General features: G+C 54.7%; 18 protein-coding genes. 17 read left to right on the top strand and 1 reads right to left on the bottom strand.

What is annotated here, in order from left to right:
- Nucleotides 1-20: 20 nt before the first annotated feature.
- The 7 genes from NFS35_RS03530 to NFS35_RS03560 all read left to right on the top strand — a co-directional run bounded on the left by NFS35_RS03530 (nt 21) and on the right by NFS35_RS03560 (nt 13,008).
- Nucleotides 21-1,325, top strand: coding sequence for an ABC transporter ATP-binding protein (locus NFS35_RS03530; protein WP_251205767.1), 1,305 nt, complete (start codon nt 21-23; stop codon nt 1,323-1,325).
- A 155-nt stretch (nt 1,326-1,480) separates the two neighbouring features.
- The gene (locus NFS35_RS03535; RefSeq protein ID WP_251205768.1) at nt 1,481-3,706 is read left to right on the top strand and encodes a class I SAM-dependent methyltransferase; all 2,226 of its coding nucleotides are present in this window, start codon (nt 1,481-1,483) and stop codon (nt 3,704-3,706) included.
- 117 nt (nt 3,707-3,823) lie between these two features.
- A complete protein-coding gene (locus tag NFS35_RS03540; protein ID WP_251205769.1) occupies nt 3,824-5,842 on the top strand; it encodes a glycosyltransferase family 2 protein in 2,019 nt (672 codons plus the stop codon).
- A gap of 93 nt (nt 5,843-5,935) precedes the next feature.
- Complete coding sequence (locus tag NFS35_RS03545) at nt 5,936-9,094, top strand: PAS domain-containing hybrid sensor histidine kinase/response regulator (protein ID WP_251205770.1); 3,159 nt, start codon at nt 5,936-5,938, stop codon at nt 9,092-9,094.
- Between the two features lie 146 nt (nt 9,095-9,240).
- On the top strand, nt 9,241-10,962 hold the full coding sequence (locus NFS35_RS03550; RefSeq protein ID WP_251205771.1) for a phospho-sugar mutase: 1,722 nt from the start codon (nt 9,241-9,243) through the stop codon (nt 10,960-10,962).
- A gap of 134 nt (nt 10,963-11,096) precedes the next feature.
- Nucleotides 11,097-11,462 (top strand): hypothetical protein, encoded by a 366-nt coding sequence (locus NFS35_RS03555; RefSeq protein ID WP_251205772.1) that lies wholly within the window; start codon nt 11,097-11,099, stop codon nt 11,460-11,462.
- Complete coding sequence (locus tag NFS35_RS03560) at nt 11,446-13,008, top strand: glycosyltransferase (RefSeq protein ID WP_251205773.1); 1,563 nt, start codon at nt 11,446-11,448, stop codon at nt 13,006-13,008. Before NFS35_RS03555 ends, NFS35_RS03560 begins: the two co-directional genes overlap by 17 nt.
- Before the next feature lie 101 nt (nt 13,009-13,109).
- Here NFS35_RS03560 and NFS35_RS03565 read toward each other — a convergent pair whose 3' ends face one another.
- Entirely contained in the window at nt 13,110-13,727 is a 618-nt protein-coding gene (locus NFS35_RS03565; protein ID WP_251205774.1) for a hypothetical protein, read from the bottom strand.
- Between the two features lie 69 nt (nt 13,728-13,796).
- Here NFS35_RS03565 and NFS35_RS03570 point away from each other — a divergent pair, with 69 nt between their 5' ends.
- From NFS35_RS03570 to clpX, 10 genes are all read left to right on the top strand, one after another.
- A complete protein-coding gene (locus NFS35_RS03570; protein ID WP_330639991.1) occupies nt 13,797-14,924 on the top strand; it encodes a glycosyltransferase family 2 protein in 1,128 nt (375 codons plus the stop codon).
- A 71-nt stretch (nt 14,925-14,995) separates the two neighbouring features.
- Complete coding sequence (locus tag NFS35_RS03575) at nt 14,996-16,402, top strand: undecaprenyl-phosphate glucose phosphotransferase (protein WP_251205775.1); 1,407 nt, start codon at nt 14,996-14,998, stop codon at nt 16,400-16,402.
- Between the two features lie 15 nt (nt 16,403-16,417).
- On the top strand, nt 16,418-17,506 hold the full coding sequence (locus NFS35_RS03580) for an LCP family protein (RefSeq protein WP_251205776.1): 1,089 nt from the start codon (nt 16,418-16,420) through the stop codon (nt 17,504-17,506).
- Between the two features lie 88 nt (nt 17,507-17,594).
- Complete coding sequence (locus tag NFS35_RS03585; protein WP_251205777.1) at nt 17,595-18,518, top strand: glycosyltransferase family 2 protein; 924 nt, start codon at nt 17,595-17,597, stop codon at nt 18,516-18,518.
- Nucleotides 18,519-18,636: 118 nt separating this feature from the next.
- Nucleotides 18,637-19,977, top strand: coding sequence for a S1C family serine protease (locus NFS35_RS03590; RefSeq protein WP_251205778.1), 1,341 nt, complete (start codon nt 18,637-18,639; stop codon nt 19,975-19,977).
- A 197-nt stretch (nt 19,978-20,174) separates the two neighbouring features.
- Entirely contained in the window at nt 20,175-20,516 is a 342-nt protein-coding gene (locus tag NFS35_RS03595) for a hypothetical protein (protein ID WP_251205779.1), read from the top strand.
- Nucleotides 20,517-20,728: 212 nt separating this feature from the next.
- Nucleotides 20,729-21,625, top strand: coding sequence for a carbohydrate ABC transporter permease (locus NFS35_RS03600; protein ID WP_251205780.1), 897 nt, complete (start codon nt 20,729-20,731; stop codon nt 21,623-21,625).
- A 14-nt stretch (nt 21,626-21,639) separates the two neighbouring features.
- Nucleotides 21,640-22,530 carry a hypothetical protein gene (locus NFS35_RS03605; RefSeq protein ID WP_251205781.1) on the top strand — a complete coding sequence of 297 codons (891 nt, stop codon included), beginning with the start codon at nt 21,640-21,642 and terminating at the stop codon, nt 22,528-22,530.
- A gap of 13 nt (nt 22,531-22,543) precedes the next feature.
- The gene (locus NFS35_RS03610; protein ID WP_251205782.1) at nt 22,544-24,502 is read left to right on the top strand and encodes a hypothetical protein; all 1,959 of its coding nucleotides are present in this window, start codon (nt 22,544-22,546) and stop codon (nt 24,500-24,502) included.
- Between the two features lie 140 nt (nt 24,503-24,642).
- Complete coding sequence (gene clpX / locus NFS35_RS03615) at nt 24,643-26,184, top strand: ATP-dependent Clp protease ATP-binding subunit ClpX (RefSeq protein WP_251205783.1); 1,542 nt, start codon at nt 24,643-24,645, stop codon at nt 26,182-26,184.
- Nucleotides 26,185-26,322 lie beyond the last annotated feature (138 nt).

Consider the following 26,322-nt stretch of genomic DNA (forward strand, 5'->3'; position numbering starts at 1 on the left):
TTGTATTACAAAGGGGCGTCATGGGAAATCAAGAAAGCAAGATACAGGTACAGGAGGTAGCGCTTCCTGCAATAGAAATCAAAGATGTGGTAAAGATATACAAGCTCTACGACAGGGCCAGGGACCGGGTGAAGGACGCCTTTGGCCTGAACAGGAGGAAAGGCCACAAGCTGCACTATGCCTTGAACGGCGTGAATCTCTGTATCCGCAAGGGAGAGACCGTAGGCATCATCGGTACCAACGGCTCGGGGAAATCCACCATCCTGAAGATTATCACGGGGGTGCTGAACCCTACCTCCGGCGAAGTGAGAGTAGACGGGCGCATCTCCGCCCTTCTGGAGCTGGGGGCCGGTTTCAACCAGGAGTACAATGGCATCGAAAACGTGTACCTGAACGGCACCATGCAGGGCTTTTCCGACAAAGAGATTGAAGAGAAGCTGCCTGAGATACTGGAATTCGCCGATATCGGGGACTATGTGAACCAGCCGGTGAAGACCTACTCCAGCGGCATGTTCGTGCGCCTTGCCTTTGCGGTGGCCATCAATATCGAGCCGGAGATTCTGATCGTGGACGAGGCCCTTTCCGTGGGAGATGTATTCTTTCAGGCAAAATGTTACCATAAATTTGAAGAATTCAAGAAAATGGGCAAGACCATCGTATTCGTCAGCCATGACCTGAGCGTCATCAGCAAGTACTGCGACAGAGTATTTTTGCTGAACAAGGGCACGCTGCTGGGGGAGGGATCCCCCAAGGAGATGATCGACGCCTACAAGAGAGTGCTGGTAGGGCAGTATGAGTTTCCCGGGCAGGAGGAGCAGGCGGCCCTGGAGGAGAGTCACGCCAAAGAGGCGGTGAACCCGGATGTGCAGGAGTACGGCACGAAACAAGCCCAAATCATGGAGTACTACCTGACGGATGAGCGGGGCGTCCGGGCCCTGGCCATTTTAAAGGGCAGCGAGTTCACTCTGCATATGCGGGTGGCTTTTAAAGCCCGTGTGCCCGCGCCGATTTTCGCCTTTTCCTTTAAGGACGCCCTGGGCACGGAGATTACGGGCACCAACACCATGATAGAGAAGGCTTTTCTGGAAAGCGGCGAGCCGGGACAGGTGGTGGACATTACCTTTACCCAGAAAATGAGCCTCCAGGGCGGGGAGTACCTGCTCTCGCTGGGGGTCACGGGATATGAGGGGGACCGTTTCCAGGTGTACCACAGGCTCTATGATGTGCTGGATGTGACAGTAGTGTCAGATAAGGACACGGTTGGATATTTTGACATGGATTCCAAGGTTGCGGTAAAAGCGTGCGAAGATTTTCTGAGTCTGTAAATACACAGCCTAAAGCGCCAAAGTGCATGGCGCTTGAAAATCTGAATTGCACGCGGCAGGATACCCGAAAAGATTGGGCATTCTGCCAGACTTGCACCGATTGTCAGTGCTGTTTATGCAGCGCTGGTATGTGCGGTAGCGGATTGGACAGATAAATGGCAGATAAAAAAATAGAGGAAATTGGAAAAGTCAGGCTGGATTACAGCCGGTATCCCGGAAATGATTTCTACAGCGAGGGCAAGATGGAGGACGAGCTGCTGGAAATCGCAATGAACAGGACGGCCGCGGAGTATGAGGACATCATAGAGGAGCGCAGGGTATGGCCCGTTCTCTACCATCTCTCCCCCCTGCGGGAGAATATCGTGGACTGGATTCCCATGGACAAGGGCTGCAAGGTGCTGGAGGTGGGCAGCGGCTGCGGCGCCATTACGGGAGCGCTGTCCAGAAAGGCCGGGACGGTGACCTGTTTGGACCTTTCGAAAAAGCGCAGCCTGATCAATGCCTACAGGCACCGGGACTGCGATAATGTGACCATTCATGTGGGGAATTTCAAGGATATCGAGCCGGAACTGCCCGGGGATTTTGACTACATCTGCCTGATTGGGGTCTTTGAGTACGGCCGGGCTTACATGGGGGGCGGGAACCCCTATGAGGACTATCTGAAAAAGCTGATGGGGCATCTGGCGCCCGGGGGCAGGATCGTGATTGCCATAGAGAACAAATACGGCCTGAAATATTTCGCGGGCTGCAGAGAGGACCATCTGGGCACCTACTTTTCCGGCATCGAGAATTACGCCTCGGGCGGGGATGTGCGCACGTTCGGCAGAGGCGGGCTGGAGAATATCTTTGAACGCTGCGGCGTGGAAGAGTGGCATTTTTATTACCCCTATCCGGATTACAAATTCATGACATCTCTGTACAGCGATGAATACCTTCCGAAAAAAGGAGAACTGTTCAATAATATACGGAATTTCGACAGGTCCAGGATGCTGCTCTTCAATGAGAAGAATGCCTTTGACGGGCTGGTGGAGGAGGGGCTGTTCCCGGTGTTCTCCAATTCTTATGTGGCAGTCATCGGAGGAGGATTCGACACGAAGTTCGTGAAGTATTCCAATGACCGGGCGCCGGAGTACGCTATCCGCACGGAAATCTTAAGCGGCTGGACTTTGGACGGCGCCAGGGCTGACGTGGTGCGCAAATACCCCATGAGCAGCGCGGCCGATGCCCATGTAAGGGGCATGGCGGCCGCATATGAGAGCCTGAGGGAGCGGTATAAGGGAGGGGAACTTACCATCAATACCTGTGAGCTGGCCCGGATGGAGGGGCAGCTGTTCGCCCAGTTCGAGTATGTGCAGGGAGTGCCGCTTTTGGAGGTGATGGATGCCTGTCTGGAGCGGGGGGACGTCGAATCTTTCCGCAGGTTCTTCCGGGAATTCCTGAAGCGGGCAGGCTATAACAGCGGCTATCCGGCTGCGGATTTCGACCTGGTATTCGGAAATGTGCTCATCAGGCCGCAGGGGGAAAGCGGTTCCGGGAATGGGCTTTCTGAATCCGAAGGGGCGGAGCTTTCTTTGGAGGGAAACGGGGGTTCCGGCGGCGCATCTTCAGAGGGCGCATCTTCGGAGGCGAAAGGCAGCGCGCTGGAGGCTCTCCTGCGGGGAGAGTGGACGCTGATCGACTACGAATGGACCTTCGGGAAGCCTGTGGAGACAAAGCTGCTGGCTTTCCGGGCTGCCTACTGGTATCTGCTGGAGGACGAGAAGCGGAAAAAAATCAGCCTGGACTGGATTCTGCGGGAGCTTTCCATGACGGAGAAGGACGTGAAGGATTTCTGGGAGGAGGAGGGCGAATTCCAGCGCTTTGTGACGGGAAAACGTTCTTCCATGGCCGAAATGCGGGAGAAAATCGGATGCCGCGTCATGAACCCCCAGGACTGGCTGGACAGGTACCAGGATTCGGAGGATGTGAACAAAGTCCAGATATACGAAGACAAGGGCCAGGGCTACAGCGAGGAAGACTCCTATTTCGTCCGGGACGCCTATCAGGGGGACTGGCTGATAGAGCTGGAGCTGAAAGTGAGCGGAGAAGTGGAGATGCTCCGGATCGATCCCGGAATGTACCCCTGCATGGTGAAGATTGCCGAGATGACTTTCAACGGAGAGACAGTGTGCCTCCACAGGCGGAAGATGCTGTACGCCAACGGCCGTATCGTGAAGCCGGACGAGAAGGAGCACAGGGACCATCCCAGCATCATTTTTCCCACGGAGGATCCCAATATCAATATTTCCCTGAAAGGCTTGAAGCGGGAAGCTGAGAATACCCTGCGGACAAGGATAGAAATCGTGCGGCTGCCGCTTTCCATGGCACAGGATTTGATGTGAGAGGAAAAGCACGGCATGGCGCGTTCCGGAAGCCTGTCCGGGTGGCCTGGGGACAGGGCAGACAGGAGTCCGCGCGGAAAAGACTGATGGAGAATATGCCCGGAAATGAGGAAAAGTATGGAAGAGACAGATTACAGGGAGTCCTATGAAAAGGAGCATCTCAAATGCGCGGATCTGGCGGGCCGGATCGCGGATCTGGAGGCTAGAAATGAGGAGCTGGAGTGGAAGCTGAACCGTATCAAGAACAATCCTCTCTGGAAAGCGGGCAGGCCTGCCAGGGATGTGCTGCACTGGATGATCCGCCAGAGAGACAGACTGAAGAACTGCGGCGGCCTCAGAGGCGTGCTCCGGAAGCTGGCCTATAAGAAGCGGGAGCGGGAGGCCAGAGGCCAGTTTGGCACCGAGAGCTTTCCCTCGCCGGAGCAGGCGGCTTCCGAGCGGGAGACCGTCTTCCCGCGTATGGTGAAGATCAGCATCCTCCTGCCCCTGTGGAACAATGAGAGACAGTACCAGGAGGAAGTGCTGGATTCCGTGATGAACCAGACTTACGCAAACTGGGAACTGTGCCTGGCGGACGGCTCCGATGAGGCCCACAGCTATATCGGGGAAATCTGTAAGGAATACGCGGCCAGGTCAGACGGCCGCATCCTCTATAAGCATCTGGAGAAGAACGGCGGCATCGCCGGCAATACCAACGCCTGCCTGCAGATGGCCACCGGCGAGTACATCGGCCTGCTGGATCAGGACGATCTGCTCCACCCCAGCGTGCTCTATGAATATGTGAAAGCTATCAATGAACAGAATGCGGATTATCTGTATTGCGATGAGACCACCTTTAAGGGGGACGACATCAACCGCATGCTGACCATGCACTTCAAGCCGGACTACGCGCCGGACAATCTGCGGGCCAACAATTACATCTGCCATTTCAGCGTCTTTTCCAGGGAACTGCTGGACGGTCAGGAGTTGTTCCGCACGAAATACGACGGCAGTCAGGATCATGACATGATTCTGCGCCTGACGGACAATGCGAAGAAAATCGTCCATGTGCCCAGGCTCATGTATTACTGGAGGAGCCACTCGGGCAGCGTGGCCGCGGGTATAGAGGCCAAGCCTTATGCTATAGAGGCGGCCAAGGGAGCGGTGGCGGAGCATCTGAGGAAGCATGGATATGAGCACTTTAAAATCGAGAGCACCAGGGCTTTCGAGACTATATTCCGCATCCGTTACAATATTATCGGTACGCCGAAGATTTCCATTGTCATAGCCAACAAGGACCATGAGCCGGATCTGCGCCGCTGCGTCTCCTCCATTTTGGAGAAATCCACCTATGACAATTATGAGATTGTCATCGTGGAGAACAACAGTTCCACGGAGGAAATCAGGTCTTATTACAGCAGCCTTTTAGGGCAGGACTGGCAGGAGGATTCCGCGGTCCGGGACGGCGGCCCGGCAAAGAGCGCCGACGGCAGGATCGCCATAGTCGTCTACAGGGGAGAGTTCAACTATTCCGCCGTCAACAATCTGGGAGTGGAATATGCCACAGGTGAGTATGTCCTGCTTCTGAACAACGATACGGAGGTCATCACCGTCAACTGGATGGAGGAGCTTCTGATGTACGCCCAGCGCGCCGATGTGGGCGCGGTGGGAGCGAAGCTCTATTACGGGGACAAGACCATCCAGCACGCCGGGGTGGTAATCGGGCTGGGAGCCCACGGGACCGCGGGCCATACCCACTACAGGCAGCACCGCCAGAACCTGGGATACATGGGGCGCCTGTGCTATGCCCAGGACGTGACCGCGGTGACGGGGGCCTGCCTGCTGGTGAAAAAGTCGCTGTACCTTTCCGCGGGGGGCCTGGACGAAAGCTTCGCGGTCTCCCTGAACGACGTGGACTTCTGCCTGAAGCTGCGCGGGATGGGGCTGCTGAACGTCTTCACCCCGTTCGCGGAGCTGTTCCACTATGAATCCGTCTCCAGAGGGCTGGACGACACCGGAGAGCGGGCCCGGCGCTACAATCTGGAATCGGAGCGTTTCCGGAAGAAATGGCAGAAAGAGCTGGAGGCGGGAGATCCCTACTACAACCCCAATTTCTCTCTGGACAGAAGCGATTATTCGCTGAAAGTGTCAGAATAGCCGTGATAAACCGGGCAGAGGTTTGACTCCTGCTGTATTACGTGTTAAAATATAGGCAGGTAACACGCGCAGAACGGATAGGGGAAAATATGCATGGGCAGCAAAGAATATGAGAAAATCCTGGACGCCATACCGAATACGGGCATCTATGTGATCCGGGAAGACAATCACGAAATTCTGTATTTTAATAAGCGTATCAAGAAAATGGCTCCCAATGTGAAAAAGGGGATGACCTGCGACAGGCTGTGGAAGAATTCCTGCTCCAACTGCCCGCTTCTGAACATCGGCGATAAACAGGAAAGCCAGTCTATCAACAGCGACAATGTTCTGGGGACAGTGGATATGGAGGCGAAGCGGATGAGATGGGATGGCGACATTCCCGTCTTTGTGATCACGCTGACGCCCCATATGGATGAGTTCAGCCATGTCTACCGCAAGATACTGCGGGTGAACTTAAGCCAGAACAGCTACGAGGTGGTCAAGTCGGGGGCAGAGGAATGGGCCATAGAGTGCAAGGCGGCTACGTTCACCGGCTGGCTGGAGCAGTTTATGGAAAAGGGCAGCATCCATCCGGAGGACACGGACCGGTTCCTGAGCTTTACGCATCTGGAATATCTCAAGAGCGCGCTGTGCACCGGACGGAAGAATCTGACCTGCAGCTACAGGCGAAGTTCGCCCAACGGCTATCGCTGGAACATGCTGGAAGTGACGCCGGATTCCGGGTATACGGATGGGAACCAGACCGTCCTGATCTATATCAAGGACGTGCAGGATATGCTGAAAGAGAGCCTGGAACTGGACGAGACCAGCGTCCGCCTGCAGGAGGTCACCCGCACTCTGGGGGAGCAGAACCTGGGCATCTATACCATCGATCTGAAAGCCGGAAACGTCAATCTGGTCAGGGAGGGCGGATACAGCCAGGAGGGATGGATCTCCCAGACATTGATGTGGGATGTGGTCATGCATTCCCGCCTGGTCCGGCAGATGCATCCCGACAACCGGGAAAAGTTCCGGCAGAAATTCTCTCTGGAGGGCCTGCGCCAGGCCAGGGACACAGGGCTGCAGAAGACGGATATGCTCTGTCAGTGGCGTGAGGGGAACAAGTACCGGTACGTGGCTGTCATCGCGTATTTCGGCAGGAATCAGGGCACCAGGAACTATACGGTGCTGGCTCTCCAGGATGTGGATAAGCGCGTGCGCCAGGAGCAGGCCCTTTCCCAGAGGGATATGCAGATGGCGGCCATCCTGAAATCCCGGTTCCATGTCATGACCACGATTCATCTGGAGGACGATCAGTGCGAGCGGGTGTGGCTGAATGAGAGCGCGGAGCCTCAGAACCAGGGAACGGGCAGATATACCCTCTATTACCGGCGGGCGCTGGAAAATACCGTCCATCCGGAGGATATGGAGATTTTCCGGAAAGTGATGAATCCGGAGCATATGCGCGCCCTGGCGGAAAAGACCCGGGATTACGCGGAGGAAATCTGCCGTTACCGTCTGAAGGGGCCGGATGTGCAATGGCTGGAGCAGCATGTGACCTATATCCGCAAAGGCGGACAGATTCTGGTGAATATCCTGGGGCGCGACATCACGAAAGAGAAGCTGGAGGAGGAACAGCGTCAGAAGCTGGAACAGGAGCAGGCGGGAATCATCGACAGCTTAAGCAGCATGTTCTTCACTACCTACTATGGGGACCTGGAGCAGAATCAGCTCCGCAGCGTGAACCAGCTGGAGGAAGTGGGAAGGATCCTGGGGGACAAGGCGGACTATAACACGGCGCTGCGCATTTACGCGGAGCATTTCGTCCATCCTGAAGACAGGGCGGATTACCTCCATACTATGAGCAGCAGAAACCTGCGCCAGGTTCTGGGGAAAGAGCAGCCTTTCGTGACTTTCGCCTACCGCAAGATACCGGAGAGCGGTGACGGCGCGGCGGAAGACTACGGCTGGATACGGGCTACCGCGGTGATGGCGCAGACCGATGAGGAGGGAAAGGCCAGCGGAATCGTCTACGCGGCCCAGGACGTGACAGAGAGCAAGCGCAAGGAGATGGAGGAGCAGCGGGCCATTCAGGCGGCCTGCGAGGCGGCGAACCATGCCAACGCCTCCAAGAGCGAGTTCCTCTCCCGGATGAGCCATGATATCCGCACGCCTATGAACGGAATCATGGGAATGACGAAAATCGCCTCCGACAATGTGGAGGATCCTGAGCGGGTCCGGGACTGTCTGGGGAAAATTCAGGCATCCAGCAGCAGCCTGCTCTCTCTGGTCAATGAAGTCCTGGACATGAGCGAGATCGAGTCCGGCAATGTGGATCTGGTGGCGGACGAATTCAGGATTTCGGAGCTGATTCAGGAGGTGGCCGGGACGGTGAGCGGCCAGACGGCGGAAAAGGGGCTTGAATTTACGGTCTCTCCCATACAGGTGGAACACGGGGACGTCATCGGAGACAGAGGGCGCATCAGCCAGGTATTTCTGAACATTCTGAACAATTCCGCGAAGTTCACCCCGGCGGGCGGAAAGGTGCGCCTGACTGTGGTGGAGCGGGAGACGAAAAAATACGGATGCTGCTCCTATGATTTCATTTTTGAGGACAGCGGAATCGGGATGACAGAGGAATTCCTGCCCCATATCTACGAGCCTTTCAGCCGGGCGGAGGATTCCCGGATCAGCAAGCTTGAAGGCACCGGGCTGGGAATGACCATCGCCCAGAATATCGTGCACATGATGGGCGGAAGCATCAAGGTGGCCAGCACATTGGGAGAGGGGACCAAGGTCACGGTGACATTGCTGCTGAAGCTGCAGAAATTTACAGAGCAGAGCGCGGAGGCGGAGAAGACGGAAAGGACTGCCGGGGATACCATGTTCCAGGGCAGGAGGATTCTGCTGGTGGAGGATAATATCATCAACCAGGAGATCGCCATGGAGATCATCGGCGCCACCGGGGCGGCAGTGGAATGCGCCTCGGACGGCAAGGAGGCGCTGGAGCGGTTCGAGGCCATGCCGGAAGGGTATTTTGACATGATACTGATGGATATCCAGATGCCCGTGATGAACGGCTATGAAGCCACCCGCGCCATCAGGAAGCTCCCCCGGGGGGACGCGCTGTCCGTTCCCATTGTAGCGCTGTCCGCCAATGCCTTTGCGGAGGATATCGCCGCCAGCAGGGAGGCCGGGATGAACGCTCATATGTCCAAGCCCCTGGACATCGCCAGGCTCATGACCGAGATGCGCCGTTGGATGAGCGCATAAATTTACATCTTTTGTATGGAATCGCCTGCCAATATATGGTAAAATCAGGGTAAGTCAGTGTAAAGTGTCTGCTATGGCGCAGGATGCAGATGCAGGGGAGGAATCCCCAAGCCATGAAAACGCTGCGCAGAAAAGAGGAGAAGCAAATGAGTTATATGGACGAGTTTAATTTCTGGCTGGAAGACGATTATTTCGACCAGGGCACCAAGGATGAACTTCTGGCTATCCGCAATGATCAGGGGGAAATCGAGGAACGGTTCTACAAAGAGCTGGAATTCGGCACCGGCGGCCTGCGCGGCATCATCGGAGCCGGCACCAACCGCATGAATATCTACACGGTCCGCAAGGCTACACAGGGCCTGGCCAATTTCATCCTGAAGAAAGGAACCGGGGCGAAAGGCGTGGCCATCGCCTATGATTCCAGGCGCATGTCCCCTGAGTTCGCGGACGTGGCGGCGCTGTGCCTTGCGGCCAACGGCATCAAGGCCTATGTGTTCGACGCTCTGCGGCCCACGCCGGAACTTTCCTTTGCCCTGCGCACCTTAGGCTGCACGGCGGGCATCGTGGTGACGGCAAGCCACAATCCTCCGGAGTACAATGGCTACAAGGTATACTGGGAGGACGGCGCGCAGGTGACCGCCCCCTTTGATAAACAGATCATTGAGGAAGTGCAGGCCATCAAGGATTATCATACCGTAAAGACCATGGATAAAGAAGAGGCCAGGGCTAAGGGCCTGTACCAGGTCATCGGAAAAGAAATCGATGACGCGTATATGGCGGAGCTGAAGAAGCAGATTATCCACCCGGAGGTCATCCGGGAGGTGGCTGACGATATCAGGATTGTATACACGCCCCTGTGCGGCACGGGCAATGTCCCCGCCAGGCGCATTCTGTCTGAACTGGGCTTCAAGCATGTGTATGTGGTGCCTGAGCAGGAGAATCCGGATCCCGACTTCACCACCCTGGAGTATCCTAACCCCGAAGACCCTAAGGCTTTCACCTACGCCCTGCGCCTGGCGAAAGAAAAGGACGCGGACATCGTGCTGGCCACAGACCCGGATGCGGACCGCCTGGGCGTCTATGCCAAGGATTCCAAAACCGGGGAATATGTGTCTTTCACCGGCAATATGTCCGGCATGCTGATTGCGGAATACATCCTGCGGGAGAGGACGGCCACAGGCACCATGCCCGAGAATCCCGCTTTGGTGACCACCATCGTCACCACCAATATGACAAGGCCTATTACGAAGAACTACGGCGTGAAGCTCATAGAGGTGCTCACGGGCTTCAAGTTCATCGGCGAGCAGATCAAGCTCTTTGAGCAGACAGGCAGCAACCATTATGTGTTCGGCCTGGAGGAGAGCTACGGCTGCCTTGCCGGGACCCACGCAAGGGACAAGGATGCCATCGTAGCCGTGATGTGCCTCTGCGAGGTGGCGGCATACTGCAAGAAGCACGGCAAGACCCTGTGGGATATGATGCTGGATACCTATGGGAAGTACGGGTATTATAAAGAGTCCCAGTACACCATCACCTTAAAGGGCATCGACGGCTCCAGGCAGATTGCGGAGATTATGGAGAAGCTCCGCCAAAATCCGCCCAGGGCATTCGGCAGCCGTCAGGTGCTGAAGTTCAGGGATTACCAAACGGATAAGATTGTGGACATGGCTACCGGGGAAGAAAGCAGGACCGGCCTGCCCAAGTCTAATGTACTTTATTTCGAGCTTCCCGACGACGCGTGGTGCTGTGCCCGTCCCTCTGGCACGGAGCCAAAGATCAAATTCTACATGGGCATCAAGGGCACCAGTCTTGAGGATGCCCGGGCGCAGCTGAACCAGCTGACGGAGGACCTGAAAGCTGTGCTGTAGAAGTGCGGAAACAAAAGACGGGAAATAAAAGCGGGCGGGGATAGTTTCCCTGCCTGTTTTGGAAATGGGGATTTGGCAAATATCAATCAAGTGCATCATCTGCGGAAAATGGGAACCAAAAAAGGAGGGCTCATATGCGGAAAAGAATAGTCGCCATCCTGACAGCGCTTGTCTGCTTACTTGCGGCAGGTCTGTTTCTCCTGGGCCCCTTCAGGTTCGGCACAGGAACTTATATCGCGGCGGACAGTCCCATGATTCTGCTGGACGGCGGGGCGGGGGAGCCTGTGGTCATGTGGGGCAGGACAGGGAACTTCCAAACAGGCGATCGCGTCCTCATCCTCCACAACGGCACCATGATGCTGAGCTATCCCGCACAGATGAGTGTGTACTTCTGCATCCGCCTGAAAAAGGGGGACATAACGGACGTGCCGGAGGAGGCCATGGAGCTGTTGAGAGAAATGGGATGGCTGGAGGAAAAGGAGCTTGGGCAGAATCAATAGGGCTAATCTGAAAAAGACGATATATTATCTAAAAAGGAACGGGATTAAGAATACATGGTATGCCGTTTTGGAGCGCCTGGATGAGAGAAAGCAGCCGCCCTATATCTGGAACCCTCCCCCGGAATCCCGGCTGGCGGAGCAGCGGGCCGGGTGGCAGCGGGCCCGCCAGACCCGGGACGCCGCATCCCTCACATTCAGCATCCTTGTTCCCGTCTACCGCACGAAGCCGGAATATCTGCGGGAGCTGCTGGATTCCCTGAGGGCCCAGACTTATCCATGGTGGGAGGTGATTCTGGCGGACGCTACGGAGGATGACAGCGTGGAACAGATGCTGAGGGGCAGCAGCGGGCCCGGCGAGGTGGAGTTCGTCGGTTCCGGACAAGGGGGCCTGGCGGCACAGGACTTTTCCCCGACACTGCCCGGCGGGAGGATTCGCTATATCCATCTGGAGAAAAACGCGGGAATCGCCGAAAACACCAACCAGGCGCTCCCCTATGCCGCAGGCGACTATATAGGTCTGCTGGATCATGACGATATCCTGACGCCGGATGCCCTGCATGAGATGGCGGCGGCAATCGGACAGGAGAGGGAAAGGGGGCTGGAGCCTGCATTTCTCTATTCCGATGAGGACAAATGCAATGGCGACAGGACGGAATATTTTGAACCTAATTTCAAGGAAGACTTTAATCTGGACCTGCTTTTGAGCAACAATTACATCTGCCATTTCCTGGTGATGAAGCGGGAGTTGATGCAGGAGCTGGGGTTCCGGCCGGAATATGATGGCGCGCAGGATTTTGACCTGGTGCTGCGGGCGGCGGCTCGCCTAAAGGGCCGGGAACAGGACATCTCCCATATCCCCAAAGTGCTCTATCACTGGCGGTGCCATCCGGGCTCTACCGCGGAGAATCCGCAGAGCAAGCGCCACGCCTATGAGGCCGGGCGCAGGGCGGTGCAGGATTTCGCGGACGGACAAGGCTGGCGGGTCAGGGCGGTGGACACGGCCCATGTGGGATTCTATTCGCTGCGGTATGAGGGCGATATCTTTGAAAGCAGGACGGACATCGGAGCCGTCGGCGGCAGAGTGGTCGGCCGGGGCAGGGTGGCGGACAGGAGAGTGGCCAGCCGGGACGGGGCGGCGGCCGGACGGCCGGGATACAATCTGCCCCGGGGCAGAGGAAAGATTGTGGGCGGCCGGATGAGCCGGGATGGCCAGGTGCTCTACGAGGGTCTGCCGGTCCATTACAGCGGATACCTCCACCGGGCGGTCCTTTCGCAGGACGCGGAGGCGGTGGACCTGCGCAATATCAGGGTTCGGCCGGAATGCCGGGAACTGTTCCGGCAGATTACGGGAATCGATTACAGGACGATGCCGGGTACGGATAGGTTCGACGTCTCACAGCTGCCCGAGGGCAGTGACATATGCGCACTGAGCCTGAAACTCTGCGAGGCGCTGCGGAAAGAGGGGTACCGGATACTGTATCTGCCGGTTCAGGATTTTGATGCCATCCCGGCAGAGTGCGGCCGTACCAGAGAGAGAACGCCGTAACGGACGGAGGGCGCAGACGCAAAAAATCACAGCCAAGCCCTGCAATGCGCAGGAAAGGCTGTGATTTCTGCTCTAAGACAGCTGTGCCTGTCGTCATATAATCACGCTAAAGCGTCAAATCTCTTGTAGACAACGGGCTGCCGGGGCACGGTTTCTTCGGGTTGGCTATGGAGCAATTCCTCTGCCGGGAGTTCTGACACTTGTGTCGGTTCCTGGCCCAAAGAGGCTTCTTGTTCCAAAGCAGTCTCCGTTTCAGCAAACTCGTCCAGAGCCGCCTCCAGGGTCTCCTCGGTAACTTTATCCAGGATTTCGCTCAATATCCCCTTGCCCTCATCGATGCCGAGAGCTTCCTCCACAGCCTCTTTCTTGCGCTCCTCGGCTGTCTTGGGCTCGCTCTTTTCGATGGCTTTGGCGTTTTCCTCGCCCTGTTCCTTTGCCTCGTCCAGCAGATGGAACATCTGGGCGTTGTTATATTCCGCCCTGGCGGCCGCGATGCTGTCCTCATAGGTGTGCAGCATCTCCAATATTCTGGCTGCTTCCTCCGGGCTGGAGCATTCGATATTCTTCAGATTCTTTTTCTGATTCTCGAAAAAATCCACCTGCCTGTCGCGCCGGGCCTGCCGCTCCAGCTTCTGCGCCGTGCTTTTCAGCATACCGCCGCCGAAGAGGTTGTTCAGCCCTGCCGACATGGGGTTCGTATTCTGCAATCTGATGTTCATAGCTGACCTCCGTTTTCCGTTGTATGACAGAAATATCGGCATTTTGCGGGAATTCTTTATGAAAATGTCATGAACCGTATGGAAGCCATCGGGAGCCCGGCGCGGGTGGCGCTGAAAAAGATGCCTATTGCGTTTCTGCCCAAAACAGCTTATACTTACTCAGGACGTTTTCCTGAAAAGAGAGAGGAAAATAAAAAGAGAGCGTATAAGGAGAATGCCATGCAGAAAGCGACAGTCGTCATTCCCAATTATAATGGGATGAAATTCATAAAGGAGTGTCTGGAATCTCTCCTGGAGCAGGATATCCCCCTTTCGGAATATCACATACTTGTAGTGGATAACGGCTCCACAGACGGCAGCAGGCAGCTGATAGAGGACGCATTTCCCGATGTTTCCCTCATTGCGCTGTCCTCCAACACAGGCTTCTGCCATGCGGTGAATGCAGGCATTGAGGCCGCGGCGACCCCTTATGTGATTCTGCTCAACAACGACACGAAAGTCCATCCCCGCTTCGTCAGGGCGCTCTGCGATTCCATGGACGCAAGGCCGGAGGCTTTTGCCGTCAATGCCAATATGCGCATATGGGACAGGCCGGAACTGATGGACGACGCCGGTGACAGATACTGCGCGTTAGGCTGGGCCTATGCCCGGGGAAAGGGACGGCCTGCCGCCCGGTATGACAGTCCGGCAGAGATCTTTTCCGCCTGCGGGGGCGCGGCCATCTACAGGAAAAGCATCCTTGAAGAAATCGGCCTGTTCGATGAAGGGCATTTTGCTTACCTGGAGGATCTGGACATAGGATACCGGGCCCGGATTTACGGCTACCGCAGCTTCTACGAGCCGGCGGCGCAGGTCATCCACTACGGCAGCGCATCCAGCGGCTCCCGGTATAATGAATGGAAGACGGAGTTAGCTGCTGCCAACAGTATATATGTGATCGCGAAAAACATGCCCATTTTACAGTGGATCTGGAACCTGCCTTTTCTGCTGCCCGGTTTTTTGGTAAAATTTTTATTTTTTTGCGGGAAGAGAATGGGGATACTGTATTTAAAAGGGCTTTGGAATGGAGTGAAGAAATCGTTTTCCAGAGAGGGCAGAGAGAGAAAAGTCCCTTTCCGCTGGGAACACCTGGGAAATTATCTGGCGATTCAGGGGCAGCTCTATGCCAATACCCTGAGGATTCTTAAGAAATCTTAAGAAACAGCTTCATAAAATCATAAGTTGTTATTTTTATAATAATGGTGTATCGTAACCTTAAGGTGGCGCTTATGATAAAAGATAATCAGAAAGTATTTAACCGGTTGATGGTGGTAATTGATGTCGGCATTACCTCGGCATCCTTTATGCTGGCCTATGGTTTCAAATTCTATTTTTTAAATGACGGGCCGGGACTCGGCGTGCTTCCTGTGGAGGAATACATTAAGCTCCTGCCGCTTGTGCTACCTATTTATGCGCTCATCTATTATTTTTGCGGCGTGTATGCGCCTAAACGGACTGTGCGGCGCAGGTTTGAGATTTTCGGCATCGTTAAGGCGAATACCATCGGGATTGTGGCATTGATTATCGTTCTGTACATGATTATCCGTGAAATCAATTTCTCCCGTTCGGTGATAGGCCTTTTTTATATTTTTAATGTACTGATTACCTCCGGTTTCCGCCTTACCCTGCGCCGGGGGCTGCGGACGATCCGGAGGAAAGGCTATAATCTGAAGCATATCCTGCTGGTGGGATACTCCCGGGCGGCGGAGGAGTACATCGACAGGCTCTCGGACAATCCCCAGTGGGGGTATGTGGCCTGCGGGATCCTGGACAACCACATCCCGGCGGGGACAGTCTATAAGGGGGTCAAAGTGCTGGGCAGGCTTGGGAATCTGGAAGTGATTCTGCCGGAGAACAAGCTGGACGAAATCGCGATTTCCCTGTCCCTGAAGGATTACGACCATCTGGAGGGCATCGTGGCCATCTGCGAGAAATTCGGCGTGCACACGAAATTCATCCCGGATTATAACAGCCTGATTCCCAGCAAGCCCTATACAGAGGACCTGATGGGGCTGCCCGTCATCAATATCCGGTATGTGCCCCTGACGAACACGGGGAACATCATCATAAAACGGATTACGGACGTAGCGGGTTCGGTGTTCGGCATTGTGATTACCTCCCCGATTATGCTGCTGTCGGCGCTGCTCATCAAGCTTACCAGCCCGGGGCCTGTGATTTTCAGGCAGGAGAGGGTAGGGCTCCACAACAAGCCTTTTTATATGTACAAATTCCGCACCATGGAACAGCAGGCTCCCGGAGAGGAGAAAAAAGCCTGGACAGTGCGCAATGACCCCAGAGTCACGACCGTGGGGAAATTCCTGCGGCGCACCAGCCTGGATGAACTTCCGCAGCTGTTCAACATCCTGCATGGGGATATGAGCCTGGTGGGGCCCAGGCCGGAGAGGCCGCTTTTCGTAGAGAAATTTAAGGAAGAGATTCCCAGGTACATGGTGAAGCATCAGGTGCGGCCGGGACTGACCGGCTGGGCCCAGGTGAACGGCCTGCGGGGCGACACCTCTATCCGGAAACGGATTGAATACGATATCTACTATATTGAGAACTGGACCATATGGTTTGACATGAAAATAATCCTGATGACATTTTTCACAGGATTCATTAATAAAAATGCTTACTGATAAGGAGACGGTATTATGACGACTGGAGGAAAAAGGAATGCAAGGCAGCGGGCCGCAAGACAGAGGAGGAAGATGATTCTCTTTGCGTTTGAAATCATCATCATCCTGGTGATGGTGGCGGTGCTGTATCTGGTGATGAATAAGACCAGCGAGGGGCCGAAAGTGACAGTTATGGACACGGAGAAACTGGCCATCCCTTCCCAGGTGCAGGAGATGAAGGAAGAAGGAGGCGCCATGCACGGCTATATGAACATCGCACTGTTCGGCGTGGATGCCCAGACAGACAGCCAGCTGTTCAAAGACAGCCGAAGCGACAGTACGATAATCGCCAGCATCAATCTGGACACAGGGGACATCAAGCTGGTCAGCGTATACCGTGACACCTATCTCAATATCGGCACGGACGAGTACCAGAAGTGCAACGGGGCCTATTCCTACGGTGGCGCGGAACAGGCGGTGAAGATGCTGAACATGAATCTGGACATGGACATCACGAATTTCGTCACGGTGGGCTATAAGGGCCTGAGCGAGGTGATTGACGGTCTGGGCGGCGTGTATATAGATGTGGACAGCGAGGAGCTGAAGCATATCAACAATTACCAGGTGGACGTGTCCAATGTGCTCAAGTGCGAGTATACTCCGGTTACGGAGCCCGGCTATCAGCTGCTCAACGGCGTGCAGGCTACTGCCTACTGCCGTATCCGCCAGACAAAAGGCGACGACTTCCAGCGCGCGGCGCGCCAGCGGGAAGTGATTCAGGCCATTGAGGAGCAGGCCAAGAAGATGGATCTGGCCACGCTGACGGCAGTATTCAATGACTGCATCGATGATATTTATACCAGCCTTGATTCCAAGGATATCCTGGATTTGATTGGCAATATCATGAATTACAGAATCGTGGAAGAGGAGGGCTTCCCTCAGCCGGATCTGCGCGGAAACGCCAATATGGGCGCCAAGGGCGCCTGCGTCATCCCCACGGATCTGCAGTCCAACGTGATATGGCTGCACCAGTTCCTGTTTGAGGACACGGCCTATACGGTTTCGGACAGCGTAAAGGAATACAGCCAGAAAATCATATCGGATACATCTCCATATATGGAATAAGAAAAGCCTGATAGATATCTGAAAAGGAGAGTGCCATGCTCTCCTTTTTTATGCGCAGGCCATTTGGCGAGGATAAGGAGAGAAGCATTTGAAGATAGATGTCATCATTCCCATATATAAGCCGGACAAAGCCCTGTTTACCCTGCTGGACAGGCTTAAGAGTCAGTCTGTGCCCATCCATAAAATCATCCTTATGAATACGGGCAGGGAATACTTTACTGCGCTGATACAGGAAGAGGAATTCGCGCGGAGATATCCCGGCGCAGAGGTGCGTCACCTGGAAAAAAAGGATTTTGACCACGGAGGGACAAGGCATGAGGCCGTGGGCTATTCGGATGCCGAAATCTTTGTGATGATGACTCAGGACGCCGTGCCGGCGGATTGTTATCTGATGGAGCGGCTGACGGGCAATCTGAAAGGGAAGACGGCGGCGTCTTACGCCAGGCAGCTGCCGGACGCCGCGTCCTCTGAGTTCGAGAGAGTCTCCAGGCAGTTCAACTATCCGGATGTTTCGCGGATAAAGAGCCTGGAAGACTTGCCGGACATAGGAATAAAGACCTTTTTCTGCTCCAATGTATGCGCCGCCTACAGGCGGGATATTTACGAGGAATTGGGAGGATTTGCACGGCATATCATTTTCAATGAGGATATGGTATACGCGGCGGAGGCGGTGAAAGCAGGGTACAGCATCGCCTATGAGGCTCATGCCCTGGTGGTGCACTCCCATAATTATACCAATCTGCAGCAGCTTCACAGGAATTTCGATTTGGGAGTGTCCCAGGCGCAGCACCCGGAAGTGTTCAGCATGGCGGCATCGGAGTCCGAGGGAAAACGTCTGGTAAAAGAGATCTGGAAACAATTAAAGGAGAAAAAGCGCCTGCACCGCTTTCCGGGATTCTGTGTGCAGTGTGGCTTTAAATACGCAGGCTACCTCCTGGGAAAGCATTATGAAAAGCTGCCCCGCGGCCTGGTACTGCGCCTCACGGCCAACCGAGAGTACTGGAAAGAATAAAGAAGCACTTTTCACAATCACTTCATGGAGAAAACACAATTTTATCACAATTGCCAGATATACTAAAGTACATAAAGATGAAACAACAAAAGATTCAATCATAGAGGAGGTAATCATTATGTACGAAAACGATATTTATTCCAATTCTGACAACGGCAGCTATACGACTTACCAGACAGACCCCAATCGTAATCCGGGAACGGACTTCGTGATGGTTCCCGACCCGGGCAAAAAAGGAAAAAAGAAAAAGGGCGGTTTCAGGAAAGTCCTGTTCAGCATGAGCCTGGGCCTGGTGTTCGGCCTGTTCGCAGGGGCAGGGTTCTATGTGGTACAGCTGGGAGTAGACAGGATAGCCGGGGAAGACGCGGCCGAGGTTTCCACGGAAGATGCCGCAAAGCCCGGCCTGCCGGACAGCATAGGGGAATCCTGGCTGAATAATATCAACAACATCACCTACGTGAATACCGATATCTCCAATGTGGTGGAGGATGTGATGCCGGCCATGGTGTCCATCGTGAACAATTACACCCAGACAGGAACCACTTTCTGGGGCCAGCCCTACAGCCAGCAGGGAGCGTCCAGCGGATCCGGCATCATCGTGGCGGAGAACGAGAACGAGCTTCTGATCGTGTCCAACAATCATGTGGTGCAGGGCATGGATACACTGGAGGTCACTTTCATTGACGGCTCCGTAGCCCAGGCCCATATCAAGGGCACGGATTCGGACATGGATCTGGCGGTCATTGCAGTGTCTATGGAGGATCTGTCCCAGGAGACGAAGAACGCCATTACCATCGCTACCATGGGGGACAGCGATGACCTGAAGCTGGGTACGCCTGTCATCGCCATCGGCAATGCCTTAGGATACGGACAGTCTGTCACCAGCGGCATCATCAGCGCCCTGAACCGTGAGATGACCTTGGATGACGGCTCTGTAGGCACTTTCATCCAGACTGATACAGCCATCAACCCCGGCAACTCCGGCGGCGCGCTGTTAAATATCAACGGTGAGGTCATCGGCATCAATTCCAACAAGATAGCCAGCTCCCAGGTAGAGGGCATGGGATACGCCATTCCCATCAGCTCTGCCAGCCCTATCATCGCAGACCTCCTGGAGCGCCAGACCAGGACCGAGAAAGTGCCGGACGGCGAGGCAGGCTATATGGGAATCACCATGCAGGATGTGACGGACCAGATTGCGCAGACGCTTGGTATTCCCGAGGGTGTGTATGTGTATGATGTGACAGAGGGTTCTGCGGCAGAGCAGGCAGGCATTCAGCGCGGCGACGTCATCGTGAAGTTCGACGGACAGAGGGTTTCCACACGTGTGGAGCTGAAGCAGCTGGTAGGATACTACAAGGCAGGCGAGACCGCTACGGTGACAGTGAAACGCTTCGTGGACGGCCAGTATGAGGATGTGGAACTGGAGGTCACGCTGGGGAGCCAGCCGACGGAATAGAGGCATCGCTATATGATATTATGACGCAACCGGGCAGGGAGACCTGCCCGGTTTTTGTGGTGCCATGAATGCGCTTTGCCCGGCGGAAAGCGGCCGGGCCCTGGAAGATAAAAACAAGATTCCCCAGATACTTGACATAAAGCGCCCAATGCCTGTAAAATCCTACTCAATAAGCTCGTGACGGCGGAAGAGGGATTATGAAGAAGAGATATGTACTGCACACAATAACGGGAAAACTGTTTTTACAGCTGCTGCTTATTTTTGGCTGTCTGCTGTGCCTGATATCGCTGACACAGTTCGGCATCATGAATGTGGCCAGGACAGAAATGTATGACAGGATGAGCAGCCAGGCGGATAACTATCTGAACCAGCTGGATGAATCACTGGTACAGATAAAGAGGCAGCAGCTCAGCAGCCTCAATGACTGGGACATGATTAACATTACTGTGAACTATGATTCCATGAGCGGATATGAGAGGCGGCTGGCCCTGCTGGCGCTCCGGGAACGGGCTTTTTTGAAATCGGTTTCGACATCGTAGAGGGCGCCAGGGTCTATATTCCGGGAATTGCCTATGTGATTACCGGTTCTTCCGTTAAGAGAATGACAGAGGAGGATGGGGGCCTCCCCCCGGGAATACCAGATGCGCACCGGCATTGAAAAGTAAAGCAAAGCTGCAAAAGCATTCTGGTAATGGCAGGGTATAAGATAGCGGACAAATATGCCGGATATAAGGTATGGTAGGAGAGAGGTATGAAGACAAAGATAAAAACTTCCATGGGAAGAAAAGTGTTTTTGGCGGCGGATGTGGTGACTGTGGTGGTATTGTCTGTCCTGTGCATGATTCCCCTGCTGAATCTGCTGGCGATTTCATTCAGTTCCTTCCAGGCGATTATAGAAAATAAGGTGACACTCTTTCCGGTGGATTTCACACTGAATGCCTACGAATATGTAGTTCAAAGCCGGAAGTTCTGGACTTCGGTCAGAGTCAGCCTGCTCAGGGTCCTGCTGGGCGTGCCGGTCAATGTGCTGATGACGATTCTGGCGGCATACCCCTTGTCGAAGGACCCGAATCAGTTCAGGGCGCGCAGATTCTATGTGGCGTATATGATGATTGTGATGCTGTTCAACGGAGGCCTGATGCCGACTTATTATGTGGTGGCGAAGACCGGCCTGATCGACAGCGTCTGGTCCCTGGTTCTTCCGGGGGCGGTTCCGGTGTTCAGCTGTATCGTGCTGTTGAATTTTTTCCGGGGAATTCCCTCGGAATTAGAGGAATCGGCAAAGCTGGACGGAGCGGGACAATGGACCATACTGACAAAGATTTATCTGCCGCTCTCAAAGCCGTCCATAGCCATGGTGACATTGTTCAGCCTGGTAAATCATTGGAATTCCTATTTTGACGGATTGATTTATTCGAACCGCACCCAGAATTATCCATTGCAGTCATATCTCCAGACAATTGTGGTCTCGACGACAGATTTGATAAAAAACGGCGATATTGACGCATTGATGAAGCTGACCAACATCAATGATATCAATATGCGAGCGGCGCAGGTATTCATTTCCGTGGTGCCGCTGATGGCAGTGTACCCGTTCCTGCAGAAATACGTCACCACGGGCCTGGTTTTGGGCAGTGTGAAAGGATAAGAGGAGAGATAAGTATGGAAAGGAAGAGAAGTATTCCTTGGATGGAGCAGTTTTCCCGGCCGGATATGGAATATCGGCCGGAGGTAAGATGGTGGCTGGCAGAAGGATTCCACACGGACCAGACGCTCTTAAAGGACATTGGAATGATAGAGGAGGCCGGGTTCGGAGCCATTGAGTTTCTGGCTATGGATGAGCCGGGGGCCGATTCCTCTCTGTACGGGTGGGGATCGGAGGAGTGGATCCACGATTCCCATGTTGTGATGGCGGCGGCCACGGAGAAAGGCATGGGCGTTTCCATGACCAGCGGCACCAACTGGTCAAACGCGAATCTGATAACGATTACGCCGGATGATAAGGCGGCGGCCAAGGAGCTGGACTATACCTCCGAAATTCTGCAGCCCGGCCGTTCCAGATCCGGATTGCTGAAAAAATGCGAGCTGACCCGCCCCGGTGTCTGCGCGCAGGAGCTGATTGCGGTCCTGGCCATGAAAAGGCAGGGCAACACGGAAGAAGCGACGATTATGGACCAGGATTCCTGTATTCTGCTCACAGATCAGGTAAAGGATGAGGCGCTGGATTTTACGGCGCCTGCGGACGGAGAATATGAGCTGTTCGCGTTCTGGCTTCACGGAACCGGCCAGACGGCATCGCCCTCCGTCAGCGTATCCTATACCATCAATTATATTGACCGCTATGGGGTGGAAGCGTTTATAGACTACTGGAACCGGGAAGTGATCACAGAGGAGATAAAAGGATTTCTGGGAAAGAACCATCGGGTGCAGATGTACATGGACTCCCTGGAGCTTTCCACCTACGGCAGGGGAGGGCAGTTCTGGGGCTATCATCCGTTACCATTATTATTACACCTGCGGGGACAGCGTTTTCCTGGAAAAGCTCCGCAGTGATCTGTATCAGACCATGACCGACCTGTATATGGAGAACATGCTCCGTCCCATGCAGGAATGGCTGCACAGCATCGGAATGACCCTGCGCAGCGAGATATCCTATGGACTGCCCTTTGAAATCTCCCAGCCGGGAAAATATGTGGACGGCATTGAGACGGAATCGCTGGAGTTCTGCTCTCAAATCGAGTCTTTCCGGAATCTGGCGGATCCGTCACATCTGTACCGGCGCCTGTATTCCAGCGAGACCGGCGCTTCGCTTATGAATTATATGAATGGCCTGGAGTTTTACACCCAGATTATTTATACACAATTCGCGGCCGGAGTAGCCCGGACGGTACTGCATGGCTATGCCGGCATTGCCGGAAGCGACGCCTCCACCAGGTGGCCCGGGCACGAGGGGATGTGGCCGGTATTCTCGGAGCGGTTCGGCAGCCGGCAGCCGTCATACTGCCACTATGGGGACTGGACCGCGATGATTTCCAGATACCAGCTGATGCTGCGGCAGGGCAGGCCCCGGGTGGATCTGGGCATTCTCCGTCTGGATTATAATTTCAACAACCTGATATCCTGGGGGCTGGATAATCTCACGGAGCTGGATTATTATGAGAACAAGGGATTCCGCGCCAATGAGGGGCTGTATTGGAAAGATATGTCGCTGCAGAATACGGGCTATACCTATGATTATTTCGCGCCGCAGATTCTGGAGGAGGATTTCGTCAAGTGGGAAGACGGGATGCTTGACCCGGAAGGCGCAGGATATCAGGCGCTGCTTGTCTATCAGGAGGCGCTGCCATATTCTGCCGCGCTGAAATTATATCAGCTGGCGCAGGCCGGGATGCCTTTGCTGTTCGTGGACGGAGTGAACGAGACGCTTCGCCCGGAGGGGATTTCCTATACCCACAGGCAGGCGGCGGTGCGCACGGCTTCTCTGGATCGAAAGGATGAAGCGCTGGCGGAAATCATTGCCGGAATGAAAGCGCTTCCCAATGTGCGGGAGATTCAGGAGCAGGGACAGACGCTGGAGACATTGCGGGAGATGGGGATTATCCCCCGGGCGGCATTTCTGGAGAAGAATCCATGTATCCTGACGAATCTGCGGGAAGACGAAAGCGGCAAATATCTCTTTGTATATCAGTTTATGTATACAAAGCAGGAGCCGTCGGATGTGACGCTTTCGGTGGAGGGAATCGGCAGGCCCTGGCGTCTGGACTGCTGGAGCGGAGAAATAGGGCAGATTCCGGATTACAGGCAGCATATGGGGAGGACGGAACTGAAACTGCATTTGCAGCCGGGCGAGGCATGCATGATTTATCTGGAGCATTCGTCGCAGGAAGAAAAGCCGCAGGATAGCAGGCCGTCAGAGTGGGATGTCCCGGAACCTGTCCGGCTGCGGCAATGGGATCTGGTGGTAGAAGACTGGAATGAGGGAAGAAAGGTTTCCATCCTGGAAAACCGGGGTTTGGGTATCGAGACCGAAGAAGTATATTATGAGACCTCCAAAGAGAGGATTCATGTGCCGGAGACGGATTTGAGGCCCTGGTGCGAAATACCGCAGATTGGCCCCGAAGTTTCCGGTGTGGGATATTATACCGCAAATGCTGTGCTGTCGGAAGAATGGGGCGGCGCCTGCGGCACGGTTCTTGCGCTGGGTTCCACAAACGGGAATACGGCGGCTGTATATGTCAATGGAAAAAAGGCGGGATTAGTGGATTTCAACGTGAACAGAATCGACATTTCGAAGCTGCTGGTTCCGGGGGAAAATACCATATGTATAGAGGTTTCCAGCACATTGAATAACCGGCTCCTGGCCCGGGGGTATTATAAGAAAGCGGGTCTTTGCACGCTTCAGATCAATGATGAGGACGCGGAGCTTCCGGAAGATTCCCCTTTCAACATCAGAGCGTCGGTCCGGGAGTATGGTCTGACGGGTGAGGTGACGCTGATTCCCTATCGGCGCGAAAGGCCGGAATAGGGTTTTGGGACATGTGCCGTATGCTTATGGCGGAGCCCGGGGACGCATGGAGGTTTAGAAAAAGTTCACTTGTGCAGAGCGGCATTTTCGAGTATACTGGAGACAGGTTCCATAATACGCGAAAATAAGGAGACAAAGCCATGTCTGATATATATGACGAAAAAGAGGAAGAAAAAAGGGCCGAAGAAAGCACAGGAGAAAAGAAGACAGACCTGACAGAGGGGCATTCGGACGCCTCCGCCACCAAGAACGCGGGAAAGGGCGACAATAAGGACTACGAGGATGTCTGCTTCATCTGCCGCCGTCCGGAGAGCAAGGCAGGCAAGATGTTCAGGCTGCCCAACAATATCTGCATCTGCAACGACTGCATGCACAAGACCATGGAGACGGTCAGCCAGTTCGATTACCAGGGGATGCTGAACAATCCCCGGCTGCAGAACGACTTGGATCAGATGGCGAAGCAGAACGGATTCCCCAATATCAGCTTCGTGAACCTGGCGGACCTGCGGGGGGACGGCGGCATCCCCAACAAGCAGAAGCTGAAGAAAAAGAAGAAAGAGAACCCGGAGCCGGCGCTGAACATCCGGGACATCCCCGCGCCCCACAAAATCAAGGCCAGCCTGGACGAATATGTGGTAGGTCAGGAGCATGCCAAGAAAGTCATCTCCGTGGCGGTGTACAATCACTACAAGCGCGTAGCCACCGGCACCATGGACAATATCGAGATAGAGAAGTCCAACATGCTCATGATCGGCCCTACCGGCTGCGGCAAGACCTACCTGGTGAAGACCCTGGCCAGGCTCCTGGACGTGCCCCTTGCCATCGCGGACGCCACCTCCCTGACGGAGGCGGGCTATATCGGCGACGACATCGAGTCTGTGGTGTCCAAGCTCCTGGCGGCTGCGGACAATGACGTGGAGAAAGCGGAGCGGGGCATCATCTTCATCGACGAGATTGACAAGATAGCAAAGAAAAAGAACACCAACACCCGGGACGTCAGCGGCGAGAGCGTCCAGCAGGGGATGCTGAAGCTTTTGGAGGGAGCCGAAATCGAAGTACCCGTGGGGGCTAACAGCAAGAACGCCATGGTGCCCCTGGCCACGGTGAACACCAGGAATATCCTGTTCATCTGTGGGGGCGCGTTCCCGGACCTGGAGGAGATTATCAAGGAGCGGCTGAACAAGAGCGCCTCCATGGGCTTCAATTCCGAGCTGAAAGACAAGTATGACAAAGATAAGAACATCCTCTCCAAGGTGACGGTGGAGGATATCCGGAAGTTCGGCATGATTCCGGAATTCATCGGCCGTCTGCCCATTATCTTTACTCTACAGGGGCTGACCAGGGATATGATGGTGAAAGTCCTGAAAGAGCCCAGGAACGCTATCCTGAAGCAGTACCAGAAGCTTCTGGAGCTGGATGAGGTGAAGCTGGAGTTCGCAGAAGAGGCCCTGGAGGCCATCGCCGATAAGGCCATGAAGCGGGATACCGGCGCCAGGGCCCTGCGGTCCATCATAGAGGATTTCATGCTGGACATCATGTACGAGATACCGAAGGACGACAATATCGGGCGGGTCACCATTACGAAAGAATACATCGAGGGCACGGGAGGCCCCGTCATCGATATCCGCGGCAACCAGATATTGGAGGATGTGGACAAGCTGAAAGAAATACCGATGAAATAGGACAAAGCAGGATATAGCGGAATAGAGTAGGATAAAGAAAAAGCCATGACAGCAGGGAGAAAGCCTTGCGCGTCATGGCTTTTTGATGCCTGTTCCCATACGCCGGGCTATGCTTTTTCCCATGAAAGTATAGTATTT

Source organism: Acetatifactor aquisgranensis, assembly GCF_943193215.1.
GTDB classification, from domain to species: Bacteria; Bacillota; Clostridia; order Lachnospirales; family Lachnospiraceae; genus Acetatifactor; species Acetatifactor aquisgranensis.

Bases quoted from the DNA above. Each gene is read 5' to 3' on its own strand.
- NFS35_RS03530 (WP_251205767.1), top strand. From the start codon at position 21: ATGGGAAATCAAGAAAGCAAGATACAGGTACAGGAGGTAGCGCTTCCT.
- NFS35_RS03610 (WP_251205782.1), top strand. From the start codon at position 22,544: ATGACCGACCTGTATATGGAGAACATGCTCCGTCCCATGCAGGAATGG.
- NFS35_RS03590 (WP_251205778.1), top strand. From the start codon at position 18,637: ATGTACGAAAACGATATTTATTCCAATTCTGACAACGGCAGCTATACG.
- NFS35_RS03595 (WP_251205779.1), top strand. From the start codon at position 20,175: ATGAAGAAGAGATATGTACTGCACACAATAACGGGAAAACTGTTTTTA.
- NFS35_RS03550 (WP_251205771.1), top strand. From the start codon at position 9,241: ATGAGTTATATGGACGAGTTTAATTTCTGGCTGGAAGACGATTATTTC.
- NFS35_RS03565 (WP_251205774.1), bottom strand. From the start codon at position 13,727: ATGAACATCAGATTGCAGAATACGAACCCCATGTCGGCAGGGCTGAAC.
- NFS35_RS03540 (WP_251205769.1), top strand. From the start codon at position 3,824: ATGGAAGAGACAGATTACAGGGAGTCCTATGAAAAGGAGCATCTCAAA.
- clpX (WP_251205783.1), top strand. From the start codon at position 24,643: ATGTCTGATATATATGACGAAAAAGAGGAAGAAAAAAGGGCCGAAGAA.
- NFS35_RS03580 (WP_251205776.1), top strand. From the start codon at position 16,418: ATGACGACTGGAGGAAAAAGGAATGCAAGGCAGCGGGCCGCAAGACAG.
- NFS35_RS03555 (WP_251205772.1), top strand. From the start codon at position 11,097: ATGCGGAAAAGAATAGTCGCCATCCTGACAGCGCTTGTCTGCTTACTT.
- NFS35_RS03605 (WP_251205781.1), top strand. From the start codon at position 21,640: ATGGAAAGGAAGAGAAGTATTCCTTGGATGGAGCAGTTTTCCCGGCCG.
- NFS35_RS03535 (WP_251205768.1), top strand. From the start codon at position 1,481: ATGGCAGATAAAAAAATAGAGGAAATTGGAAAAGTCAGGCTGGATTAC.
- NFS35_RS03545 (WP_251205770.1), top strand. From the start codon at position 5,936: ATGGGCAGCAAAGAATATGAGAAAATCCTGGACGCCATACCGAATACG.
- NFS35_RS03575 (WP_251205775.1), top strand. From the start codon at position 14,996: ATGATAAAAGATAATCAGAAAGTATTTAACCGGTTGATGGTGGTAATT.
- NFS35_RS03570 (WP_330639991.1), top strand. From the start codon at position 13,797: ATGAACCGTATGGAAGCCATCGGGAGCCCGGCGCGGGTGGCGCTGAAA.
- NFS35_RS03600 (WP_251205780.1), top strand. From the start codon at position 20,729: ATGAAGACAAAGATAAAAACTTCCATGGGAAGAAAAGTGTTTTTGGCG.